Source organism: Paenibacillus sp. FSL H7-0714, from assembly GCF_038003765.1.
In the GTDB taxonomy this organism is placed as follows: domain Bacteria; phylum Bacillota; class Bacilli; order Paenibacillales; family Paenibacillaceae; genus Paenibacillus_AQ.
This window is the reverse complement of sequence record NZ_JBBOPT010000001.1, coordinates 6,359,497-6,370,828: the sequence shown is the minus strand read 5'-3', so window position 1 is coordinate 6,370,828 and position 11,332 is coordinate 6,359,497. Positions and strand designations below refer to the sequence as shown.

11 protein-coding genes are annotated in these 11,332 nt (G+C 44.2%); 8 read left to right on the top strand and 3 right to left on the bottom strand.

The genetic code is table 11. From position 1 onward, the window contains the following. The first annotated feature begins 81 nt into the window (after positions 1-81). From glmM to NST34_RS28580, 5 genes are all read left to right on the top strand, one after another. A complete protein-coding gene (glmM, locus tag NST34_RS28600) occupies positions 82-1,422 on the top strand; it encodes a phosphoglucosamine mutase (RefSeq protein ID WP_341129228.1) in 1,341 nt (446 codons plus the stop codon). A gap of 632 nt (positions 1,423-2,054) precedes the next feature. After that, a complete protein-coding gene (gene glmS, locus NST34_RS28595; protein WP_042192067.1) occupies positions 2,055-3,887 on the top strand; it encodes a glutamine--fructose-6-phosphate transaminase (isomerizing) in 1,833 nt (610 codons plus the stop codon). 341 nt (positions 3,888-4,228) lie between these two features. After that, complete coding sequence (locus NST34_RS28590) at positions 4,229-4,585, top strand: hypothetical protein (protein WP_341129227.1); 357 nt, start codon at positions 4,229-4,231, stop codon at positions 4,583-4,585. 494 nt (positions 4,586-5,079) lie between these two features. Then, entirely contained in the window at positions 5,080-5,604 is a 525-nt protein-coding gene (locus NST34_RS28585) for a sigma-70 family RNA polymerase sigma factor (RefSeq protein WP_445667703.1), read from the top strand. Beyond that, a complete protein-coding gene (locus NST34_RS28580) occupies positions 5,601-6,701 on the top strand; it encodes a DUF4179 domain-containing protein (protein WP_341129225.1) in 1,101 nt (366 codons plus the stop codon). Before NST34_RS28585 ends, NST34_RS28580 begins: the two co-directional genes overlap by 4 nt. 80 nt (positions 6,702-6,781) lie before the next feature. Here NST34_RS28580 and NST34_RS32200 read toward each other — a convergent pair whose 3' ends face one another. After that, positions 6,782-6,979, bottom strand: coding sequence for an IS3 family transposase (locus NST34_RS32200; protein ID WP_179085823.1), 198 nt, complete (start codon positions 6,977-6,979; stop codon positions 6,782-6,784). Between the two features lie 44 nt (positions 6,980-7,023). Further along, a complete protein-coding gene (locus tag NST34_RS28570) occupies positions 7,024-7,215 on the bottom strand; it encodes a hypothetical protein (protein ID WP_341129224.1) in 192 nt (63 codons plus the stop codon). Positions 7,216-7,504: 289 nt separating this feature from the next. Between NST34_RS28570 and NST34_RS28565 the strand changes: the two genes are divergently transcribed. Further along, a complete protein-coding gene (locus tag NST34_RS28565; RefSeq protein WP_036683089.1) occupies positions 7,505-8,008 on the top strand; it encodes a DinB family protein in 504 nt (167 codons plus the stop codon). 537 nt (positions 8,009-8,545) lie between these two features. Here the strand turns inward: NST34_RS28565 and NST34_RS28560 are convergent. Beyond that, the gene (locus NST34_RS28560) at positions 8,546-9,430 is read right to left on the bottom strand and encodes a helix-turn-helix transcriptional regulator (protein ID WP_076301018.1); all 885 of its coding nucleotides are present in this window, start codon (positions 9,428-9,430) and stop codon (positions 8,546-8,548) included. 206 nt (positions 9,431-9,636) lie between these two features. Between NST34_RS28560 and NST34_RS28555 the strand changes: the two genes are divergently transcribed. Beyond that, positions 9,637-11,073 carry an erythromycin esterase family protein gene (locus tag NST34_RS28555; RefSeq protein WP_341129223.1) on the top strand — a complete coding sequence of 479 codons (1,437 nt, stop codon included), beginning with the start codon at positions 9,637-9,639 and terminating at the stop codon, positions 11,071-11,073. Positions 11,074-11,151: 78 nt separating this feature from the next. Continuing rightward, a complete protein-coding gene (locus tag NST34_RS28550; RefSeq protein ID WP_341129222.1) occupies positions 11,152-11,325 on the top strand; it encodes a hypothetical protein in 174 nt (57 codons plus the stop codon). Positions 11,326-11,332: the final 7 nt, after the last annotated feature.

The following is an 11,332-nucleotide window of genomic DNA, read 5'->3' as shown; positions in this document are numbered from 1 at the left end:
GTCCCAAAGGTACACCAAAATAGTATTCAAATCATAGGATAGAACATTAAGCTAATGTAGCGTATTCAAAGGAGAAAAATAATGGGGAAGTATTTTGGAACTGACGGTGTGCGGGGAGTAGCAAACCGTGAATTAACTGCAGAAATGGCTTATAGCATTGGTCGCTGTGGAGGATATGTACTAGCGGGTAACGTGCATAAACCAAAGGTTGTCATTGGGATGGATACACGAATTTCCGGACCTTTGCTCGAATCGGCTCTTATTGCTGGTTTGCTGTCTATTGGGGCAGATGTAATCCGTATAGGTGTAGTGAGTACACCTGCTGCTGCCTATATTACGAGATTATTAAAGGCAGATGCAGGGGTCATGATTTCGGCATCACATAATCCGGTTGAAGATAATGGCATTAAGTTCTTTGGCGGAGATGGTTTCAAGCTTACGGATGAAACTGAGCTGCGTATTGAAGAACTAATGGATGCTGAAGTTGATGAATTGCCTCGTCCTATCGGCTCTGGATTAGGTATGGTTACGGTTGATAATGACGCCAAGTACCTTTATCTGGAGTATTTGAAGACAACCATTTCTCAAGATTTCAAGGGAATTAAGGTTGTACTCGACTGTGCTCACGGCGCAGCGTATGAACTTGCACCAAGATTGTTCAGAGAGCTGGGCGCTGAGGTTATTTCTATTGGTGCTGAGCCTGATGGATTGAATATTAATGCTGGATTTGGTTCGACACATCCAGAGACTTTGCGTGAGGAAGTATTACGTCATGGAGCGGATTTGGGACTTGCTTTTGACGGAGATGCTGACCGATTGATTGCGATCGACAATAAAGGCGATGAAGTGGACGGAGACTTTATTCTCTGTATTTGTGGGGATGCAATGAATCGTGCTGGTAAGCTGAAAGATAGCACGATTGTATCAACGGTTATGAGTAATATCGGATTCTACAAAGCTACCGAGAAATTATCCCTGAACACTGCTAAAACAGCTGTAGGCGATCGGTATGTGATGGAAGAAATGCGCCGTGGTGGTTTTAATCTAGGTGGAGAACAGTCTGGACATGTTATCTTCCTTGATTATAATACAACAGGTGATGGTATTCTGACGGCTATCCAGCTGGTAGATACGCTTAAAGCTTCCGGTAAGCAGCTTAGCGAGGTTAAGAGCATGATGACGAAATACCCGCAGGTGCTGATTAATGTTCGTGTACAAGATAAGACCAATTATCCTAACAACCAGGCTATCGAAGCAGCTATCGCTGAAGTAGAAGGCAAGCTAGGCGACAATGGCCGTGTACTTGTACGTCCGTCGGGTACGGAGTCTTTAATCCGTGTCATGGCAGAGGGACCTGATAAGGCAGATCTAGATCTTTATGTGAATCAAATTGTAGAAGTTGTTCAACGCGAATTGGTATAATTCATTACCATATCTATATAGCCGGTGTAGAGAGTGATTTGGACTCGTTACACCGGTGTTTATTATTTTTGGATGGATCGTCTGAACAGGGATTTGTGAAATTTAGGTTGGTGCAGCATTGCCAAAGTAATGTAAGGTGCATATAATAGATTAAGTGTCATTCTAGAAGGAAAGCGGGGATTGTGAGGTTTGCAATAGCAAGCGCCAGAGCTTGGTCGAGCGCGGGGGAGAAGGGAAAGCTGCTACATGGTTATGTAGACAAGGCTTGAACGGATCACGGCAGACGTAAGCTGACGAGGTGGAGGTGTTCGAAATGTTCGGCGGGGACCTCCCGGTGATGCACCAGAGCCGTAAATGGAGACGGAAAATGGAAGGGCGACCTTTCACACAACGTTTTCATGGGTGCATAAGAAATATAAAATTCATGTGTGCGCGCATCGTAAAGAAACACGTTGGTTCTGCCACGGCAGAGAAGAAGGCTGTGCATTTCATGAACATAAGATGTAAGTGACAGTTTATTTTGTTGATCCAAAAATACAACAGAATATTTGCTTTTTCTCAAAAACATGCCGCACGGCACGTTTCTTTCCTTATGCCGCCACATTACGATAACTCGGACGGGGGAAATAATAATGTGTGGTATTGTAGGATATATTGGTAATCAGAATTCGCAGGGGATCTTGGTTGAAGGATTGAAGAAGCTGGAGTATCGGGGATATGATTCCGCTGGTATAGCTGTATTCACTGGGGAAGGACTGCAAGTAGTGAAAGCACAAGGCCGTTTGGCGAATCTGCAGTCGAAGCTGGAAGGCAGCCCACTGGCAGGTAGCGCAGGTATCGGACACACACGCTGGGCAACTCACGGTAAACCATCCGATGAGAATTCCCATCCACATACGGATAACAGCATGAAGTTCTCGGTCGTTCATAACGGTATTGTCGAAAACTATCTGGATCTGAAAGAAGAGCTGATTGCTGGCGGATGCCACTTTGTCTCCGAAACAGATACAGAAGTTATTTCACACCTGATTGCTCGCGAATATGATGGAGATATCGTGAAAGCTGTGCAAAAAGCGATTACCTTCATGCGCGGTGCTTTTGCATTAGGCGTCCTGACTGAATATGAACCAGATAAATTGGTGGCTGTGCGTCAAGCAAGCCCGCTAATTATCGGTCTTGGCGAAGGAGAAAACTTTATCGGGTCAGATATTCCTGCACTGCTTGAATATACCCGTAACGTATATATTTTGAACGACGGCGAAATGGCAGTCTTGACAAGAGATGCTGTCGAACTGATGACGATTGAAGGAAATTTTATTTCTCGGGAAATGATTACTGTCGATTGGGATGCAGTTACCGCAGAAAAAGGCGGCTACGAGCATTTCATGTTGAAAGAAATCCACGAGCAGCCTAAGGCTTACCGCGACACTATGCGTGGTCGTATTAATGCTGAAGGCAACAAGGTTGTTTTGCCAGAGTTGAACATCACAGAAGAACAAATCAAGAACATCCGTAACATCCAAGTTGTTGCTTGCGGAACGGCATACAACGCTGGTGTGGTAGGACGTACTATGATCGAATCTTTGGTTCGTATTCCAGTAGAGAATGACATTGCTTCGGAATATCGTTACCGTTCACCAATCGTGACCCCGGAAACTTTGGTTATCGTTGTCAGCCAATCCGGTGAGACTGCAGATACATTGGCAGCTCTTCGTGAAGCGCAAGCTAACGGTGCACATGTTCTGGCAATCACAAACGTAGTGGGCAGCTCTATTGCTCGCGAAGCGAATGATGTGTTGGTAACCTTGGCAGGTCCAGAAATTGCAGTAGCCTCGACCAAAGCCTACACTTCACAATTGGTCGCTTTCGGATTGTTTGCTCTTTACTTGGCTGAAGTTCGCGGTACACAAACCGAAGCTCAAGTGGCTAAGATTCTAGCAGCTATGCAAGCTCTACCAGAACAAGTGGAAGAGATCCTGGCTCAAAAAGAAGCGATCAAAGGTTATGCAGAGCAAATTTCTGAGCACAAGAATCTGTTCTTCATCGGCCGCGGCGTAGATTATGCTGTTGCTCAAGAAGGTTCCTTGAAGCTGAAAGAAATCTCTTATATTCACTCTGAAGCTTATGCAGCAGGTGAATTGAAACACGGTACATTGGCTCTGATCGAGGAAGGCGTTCCGGTTATTGCCCTGGCAACTCAGGAAGCTGTGCTTGAGAAGACCGTCAGCAACATCAAAGAGGTGAAAGCTCGCGGCGCAGACGTGCTTGCGATCACTCACCAAGAGCATTTGACTGACCTGCTTAGATCAGTGGATCAAGTGTTTGTAATTCCTAAGACATTACCAATGCTCACAGCAGCGTTGTCCGTAGTACCTCTGCAATTATTATCTTATTATGCTTCTCTTGCGCTAGGTCATGACGTGGATAAACCACGTAACTTGGCGAAGAGTGTTACTGTGGAGTAGGAATTGTTGGGGATAGCCAATTAATGTAGAATGACATTAAAGTTGGTTATTAGACATTAATGTGAGTAACTTAACAATAATGTTTGTATCTTAACAAAATAGATTGTAATTACTGTTTATAATCATTTTAGCTTGCTAAGTCGCTCATATTTTTGAGCGGCTTTTTTATGCCTTTAAAGAGGAAGATAGGAAAACGAAGTAAAATTAGGCTTTACTGTGAGGAGAAAATAAAGTGTTAGATTCAGCAAATAAAGTTGTAGACTCGGAAAATAAAGTATTAGACTGACGCTGCTTGATTAAGCTAACGGGCAGTTTAGAGCAACATTAAATTCGGTATAATTTTGAAAGGAATGACAGCGGTGAAGACAGATAAAGAAATGTTGATATCGGTTATATACAACGACACTTCAAGAGATGACGAAATTGACGATGCCGTTATGGATTTATCCAAATTTGATGACGATGAAGTGATACAAATTCTTATGAAAGTAGCAAATGACGCTTCATTCGATCACATGATAAGAGCCAGTGCAGGAGAATCTTTGGCAGATATTTGGTTAAGAAGAAGTATCATCAACTATACACAGTTAGGAACTCTGACAAAGATTGCATTGAAAGAAGCATTGGCAATGATTAAATCCAACCGAACTGATTGGTATACGACTTTTTCGGAATTATTCCCGATGAAAGTAAAGTGAGAACCGATTTTACGCTAATAGAACACGATTGCCTTCTGAGTTTTCTCACCGTACTATCCCTCCTTTACTACCCGTTTGTGTCAACTGCGTCCTATCTGTTGGGAGAGGAGGGATACTCCTACTCCCTTATATCTTCGTACTGTGCAGATTTTCCTATAATTACCGGAATAAAGAGATTTGGCCGAAATTAGCATGCAGAATCGCATTTAATTGGGAGGTCTGGCACGTTCCTGCGTCTCTCCCGAGCTTAAGTTTCTCATTTCGGGCTGGAATCCGGCATGATCCGGTGCCCCTGTCAGTCCAAAATTCCGGGAAAAATGCGCGGCTTGGCATACTGTTCTGATTGTGGCATTTAGCGAAAATGCCAGCCGCAGTTTTTTGAAGATTAAGAATATAGATGTAACCTTGTACCCGTCTCATACATCTAATCAGCAGAAACAGTGACAACGAATGAACAATAAGACCTCATAGAGAATGGAGGCTGACGGTTGGATATTGATCAAGAGGAAGAAGTCAGGCGCGCGCAGGAAGGAGACGAGGAAGCTTTCATCCATCTTGTGAAAAGGCTGGAGCTGCAAATGTACAATGTGGCGAAATCGATTGTGAAGAAGGATGAGGATTGTGCAGACGCGATGCAGGAAACGGTATTGAAGGCCTACAAGGCCATTTCAACGCTGCACAGCCCCTATTTTTTCAAAACATGGCTGTTTCGTATTTTGATCAACGAATGCAATCTGATTTTACGTAAGCGTGCGCAGAATATCACTATGGCCGAGCTACCCCAGAGGCAAATGGTTTCCACCGAAGTTGAAGCTATCGACCTTCGCGAAGCGGTCTACCGGCTGGAGGAAGTGTCGCGGACGATCATTATCCTGCATTATTTTCAGGATCTTCCGCTGCAGCAGATTGCAGACATCATGGAGCTGTCCGAGAGCGCGGTCAAGACACGGCTGCACAGGGCAAGGAAAACGTTATATGGATGGCTTGCAGACCCCGCAGAAAGGAAGGTGAACGCATGAGCAATCCGGAACTTGAGCTTGATCTGGGAATCTTGAAAGAGCAGAGGATTGAAGAGATGCCGGAATTAGTACGTGTCCGTATGGAGCAAACCTATCAAATGATGAGCAGCGTACCTCCGAAGCCTGTCTCTGTCAAGAAAAAAAGCCGCTGGCTGCGGAATGTTATGATTACAACGGCAAGTGTGGCGGCTGCGGGAGTTATTTTCATCAGTCTGGGATTCATTTCACCTGCGATGGCTCAAACCTTGAAACAAATTCCCTTCGTAGACAGTGTATTCAGATTGGCGGGAGACCTCGGGCTGCAAACCGCGAATGAGAAAGGGATGACTGCAGCTGTCCATCAGACGGTTACCCATCAAGGAGTAACGCTTAGTGTATCCGAACTGATGTATGACGGGAGCCGTTTATCCCTGGTGTTGACCCGTGATATGCCGGAGGACGCGAATGAAACTTTTTATGATTTGTGGGGGAGCGAGAAGGGTCCGGAAGGGCTTGTGAACAACATCGACTTTTTTATCAACGGTGAACCGGTAAATACAAGCTGGGGGATCTCCTCCGGCGGAGACCAGGCCCCTGACTCCCTCATTGTTACCACCTTTGAATCGGTAGAGGTGCCCGACGAGTTCGATTTTTCTATGGTGGTCAGAATAGCTAAGCTAAATCAGGATTTCGAATTCAATATTTCGGTGAAAAAGAATAATACGAACAGTATCGTGCTGACCCCGGCAGAGATGAAGACACACGATCATATCCACATGAAAATCAAGCGAATCGAGCTTAGCCAAACGACGACCCGTTTGGTTGTCGAGATTAGGGGTGAGCCCGGTGAAGACATTCGGGAGTTTCAGCAAAAGATTCCGGATAAATATAAAATCACAGGGTTCCTTAATATTGATTTTGATCTTACCGATGAGCAGGGGCGAACCCCGACATTTATCGGAGGCAGCGGTTCGGGTGAAGGAAATTATTTATCCTATACAACCATGTTTGAGCCGATGGAGGCCACGCCGAAAACTGTCACCGTAAAGCCGTATATCCGCTCCAGAGAAAATAAAGTATATATTCCCGAGCTTGAATTTACAGTGCCTGTACAATAGCAGATTGGCAAAAAAATCTCCGGCAGATCACTTGGGACTGACCCCCGTTTATGAGACAGGGATCAAAGCACCTTGCAAGTTTAAGCAGCCAGTCGTCGGAAATCCACCGGCGACTGGTTATTTAGTTTCGCTTGAATCCGAATTGAGTTATAGTAGGTGATGTAGTCTCGAACGGTCTGTTCAACGATTGCCGTCGTTGTACACATAAGATCTTCGAGGTAGAACGTGCTGCTTATGATCGCAAAAAAAAGTATCGTCCTGGCAATTCGATGATTCACACACATAAATAATTCCTTTTCTTTCTGCTCTGAAATAACTCATATTAATCATCCTCGCTCTTCGTACTGGGAATCTGCTGACGCTGAGCTTCCATCAAATTACGTTTAAATGTAACAAGAGCTGCGGATACGATACTCCAGATTTCAGTTTCAGATAATGATTCAGGATCTAACCCTTCTAATACCGCTATTTCCTTAATCCTCTTATTATCAAAAGATTTTAATCTAACTTGCATCGTTTTCACTCCTTCACAGTTTGCGTCTACTGCTCAGTATCTTCGTACTATGCAACAATCACTATGACTCTCGATGAAAAATCTTCTTTAAGCTAACTGTGAGGCTAGCGTAAACAAAATGATCAAAAGTATTAACCATACGTAGTTAATTACATTTCGGGATTAGCGCAATGATCTTAGGCAGCTTCGTTTGGTTAACGAGGGTAGTTTAAGTAAATGTAAATATTTACTTGCGAACTAATGTTCGGTATAATAAACTTGATTCCATTACAAAAAGGAGATGTTGGATATGTATAAACACATTAAAGATTTTGCCGCAACTTGGCAGAATGAAACAGAAGCAACAATGCGGACACTGGAGATGCTGACCGACGAGTCTCTTGGCCAACAGATAACAAGCGATCATAGAACGCTTGGACGTGTTGCATGGCACCTTGTACAGACGTTGCACGAAATGCCATCTCGGACGGGACTGTCTTTCGAAGGACCGGGCGAAGATATGCCGGTGCCAGCTTCGGCAGCAGACATCGCGTCAGTCTATAAGAGGACCTCACAAGCGCTCCTTGATGCTATACAGTCCAGTTGGAAAGATGAGAATCTGCTTATCATGAGCGATATGTATGGTGATCAATGGCCAAACGGCTTAATGCTGGATATTCTCGTAAAGCATGAGATTCATCATCGTGGTCAGATGACAGTCCTGATGCGTCAGGCAGGCCTTCGTGTGCCGGATCTTTACGGCCCGACAAAAGAGCAGTGGGCTGAGTACGGAGCGCTACCTCCAGTAATTTAGAGTAAGATTATATTCGCTTTGGCCGTTTGGCTATAGTGGGATTTATAAGTATTTTATCATAGGATTGAAAGTGGTGGCTTGAATCATAGACAAGAGGATACCATCGGACTGAAACTGTTGATTCTATTGAACTCCCATGGAAGAACGCAATTACTTCTATAATCTGTGGTGTCGCGTGAGCGACATGGATGGCTAACGGGTAAGTTGAGCCACGCGGATTGAGGTTAAGATTTATTGAACTAACTGGATACTATAGTTTAATAGCATAAATTGTTGAGCAGGCCGAAGCCTGCTTATTTTATTGAACGGTTAAGCTGCTTGCTTAAGGGGCATACCTTTGTGTGGGATGTAAGCTTTTTTGTCTTGTGCAAGCTAACTACTCTTTTACTGTCGGGTATTAATTAAAAATATCTTTTACCAAGCTCACGAATATATTTCCTATCAAAAACTTTGAAGCCATTACGATCGTAACGATTACAAGACCGATGACATTGCCAAGGTTTTGTTTTTTATCATCATTCATTCTGCAACACCTCTCTATTCCTCAAACGATAAATTCATAGGCTCGTCTAGAAGTTCACACATAAAATCGATATTCGTCGTAGGCACCTTGGTATCCACTTCCTCGAATTGAAGCCCATCTATCCAGACCTGTCCACTCCCGGACAACAGCACACCAAAAGCAATCGCGGCACTATTATCCGGCACATCCAGCACGATGCTGTAATGGTTCCACTCCGTATCTCCAATAATGGGGCGGTCACTCATGTTATCGAATTGCAGTACATCATGAAGAGCATCATCGACTCGCATCCAGAACCCACAAAAGCCTCTCACTGCTTTTGTTTTGATAAACCCTGAGAGCTTTAGTCTTTTGCCCATATATTTGTCCGCTTTGAATTGCTGCATCATCGTTGCAAATTCGCCTTCCGTCGGTACCACTGTAACCGACTTTAAAAATCCGGACGCTCTCCCTTGATGGAAGGTTTCCCGGTCAATCCCCATCTGATAGTTGAAGGGGTGACTCCCGCTTAATTGCCATCCCTTTAATAATTGTTCATTTTTCATTTTCATTTCCTCCCTTTGCATCGTTAATTTGCCCATGATTTTGCGATACTGCCCTGGCGGTAATTGATAGTATTTCTTAAAAGAACGGGTGAACGATTCTTGGCTCTCAAAGTGATAATAAATGGCAATATCTATAATTCTTTCATCTGTGAACAGTAACATGTTGGACGAATTTGCAATTCTCCGAAATCGGATATATTCAGATACGCTCACGCCAACCTCTTGCTGAAAAATCCGATGGTAATGATACTTTGAAAACCCTGCAAACTTAGCCATACTCTCTAGTGACAATTCTTCGGGCAAATGCGTCTCTATATAGGCAATCGACTCTTGGATGATCGGACTGTAGCTCATGTTATAACCTCCTTAAGAATAAAATATCAGAAGCAACCGCTGCATATTTGATATATATTGCTTTGTTTCTCGGGTATATAAAGGATAACTCCATCCATATTATTGTGTTCACATAAAGATAGCAATAATGATCAAAAAGGTGTGGTGCAATGAATGTATATTTGAAGTAGAACGTAAAATTATTTTTCGGTAAGGAGTTAGATGCAATGAAATGGAAGGCGAATACCCTTAGTCTGCGTAGCTTGTTGTGCATGCCGCTCACTTTGATCATGCTTAGTGCCTCGATAACATCAGCGGTTATCCCGGTCAAGACTGCATATGGGGAAGCAGCGGTGAATGAACAGCAAGTCAGAACAGCAAGATCGTATCAGGCTACTTTATCCGATTGGAAGCGTTGGGCCGCGGATCATGCTTATGCCTTACAGACGATCCAACCGGAATCATGGTCTTCGAACGGAGGATCCATTGGGCAGGACAAATTTAGCGACCTTGATATACTGATCCCGTTGCTCGCTGATAAGCGAATCGTATATTTGGGAGAAAATTCACATGGTGTGGCCGAATTTAATCTAGTCAAAACGCGCCTCGTTCAATACATGCACCAAACGCTAGGGTTTAACATTGTTGCATTTGAGAGTGGTTTGGGCGATGCAGCCCTTGGTCAAGGACGGATAAAAAAGACGGCGACTCCCGATACGATGAGGCGTTCCATATTTGGCGTATGGTGGACGGAAGAGACGAAGCCGCTATTCGAATACATGAAGGAGACACATAAGAGCGAATCGCCTTTGCGACTGACGGGCTTCGATATTCAGGTGCAATCCCCGCTTTTTCAGAATGCGAACTGGATTCCAAGTATTAAGCTGAAGGACAGAGCGCTGCAAGCGGAACAAGAGGTTCATAAGTGGAGAATGAGCAAGGATCAAAGCGGATTCCGTAAGGCCAAGCCTGAGCTGATTAAGGTGTATGAAGAGCTATTGCAGGCTGTGACTAAGAATGAAAATGCGTTGAAGATGGACTATCCCGATGAGCCGCATATCGTCAAGTTAATGAAGCGAGCGCTAGAGGATCGAATCCGGGTCATTCAGGAATTTAATGAGCTGTGTATCCAATCCAATCTATTAACAGAACAAGGGGATTATAGCGGCGCTCAGTCCATGATGGAATGGCGCGATCGGGCGATGGCCAGCAACCTTGCATGGTTGGTGACAGAAGTTTATCCGGAAGAGAATATCATCGTATGGGGCCATAATGGCCATATCAGCAAAGCACAGTCTCTGATTTCCACCATGCCGAAGAGTATGGGAGAGCTTATGCCAAAGGAACTGCAACAGGAAAGCTACGTCATGGGTCTATTTATGGGCGAAGGACAAGCAGCCGAGAATACGAGGGAACCGATTCAGTTGAATCCGATTATTCCGGGGTCTATGGAAGATATTTTGGCGGCTGTAGGACAGCCATATACATTCATGGATTTACGCTATCGGGAAAATGATCGGGGAAATTCTTGGATGTTCGAACGGATGATAGCCTCTTATCAGGTGCAAATGCCGATGCCGTTAGAGCTAAGACGGCATTTCGACGGCGTCCTTTTCATCAAACAAGCGAAGATGCCGACATATTTGCCGGACACACATAAGTGAGAAGGAAACCGTTTTAAAAAAGTTATTCTTCTTAGATTTCAGGCTCAGCTTCGTATCCCTTCGGGACAAGCCATTTTTTTGATTAAGACTCCTGAGCAGACAAATCTAAACTACATTGAAATAGGTGGAACGGAACAATGTGCACTTACCTTGGAAGTCAATGATTTTCACGGACTCTACAGCCAAATGAAGAACAACGGAGCTAAGGTATCGGAGATTGAAGATAATGGGGTCTGTGGTAATGTCTGGTGATAAGGAA

What these genes read in the sequence shown, in the direction of transcription:
- NST34_RS28570 (WP_341129224.1), bottom strand. Translation starts at nt 7,215, where the DNA reads ATGCAAGTTAGATTAAAATCTTTTGATAATAAGAGGATTAAGGAAATA.
- NST34_RS28565 (WP_036683089.1), top strand. Translation starts at nt 7,505, where the DNA reads ATGTATAAACACATTAAAGATTTTGCCGCAACTTGGCAGAATGAAACA.
- NST34_RS28555 (WP_341129223.1), top strand. Translation starts at nt 9,637, where the DNA reads ATGAAATGGAAGGCGAATACCCTTAGTCTGCGTAGCTTGTTGTGCATG.
- glmS (WP_042192067.1), top strand. Translation starts at nt 2,055, where the DNA reads ATGTGTGGTATTGTAGGATATATTGGTAATCAGAATTCGCAGGGGATC.
- NST34_RS28580 (WP_341129225.1), top strand. Translation starts at nt 5,601, where the DNA reads ATGAGCAATCCGGAACTTGAGCTTGATCTGGGAATCTTGAAAGAGCAG.
- NST34_RS28560 (WP_076301018.1), bottom strand. Translation starts at nt 9,430, where the DNA reads ATGAGCTACAGTCCGATCATCCAAGAGTCGATTGCCTATATAGAGACG.
- glmM (WP_341129228.1), top strand. Translation starts at nt 82, where the DNA reads ATGGGGAAGTATTTTGGAACTGACGGTGTGCGGGGAGTAGCAAACCGT.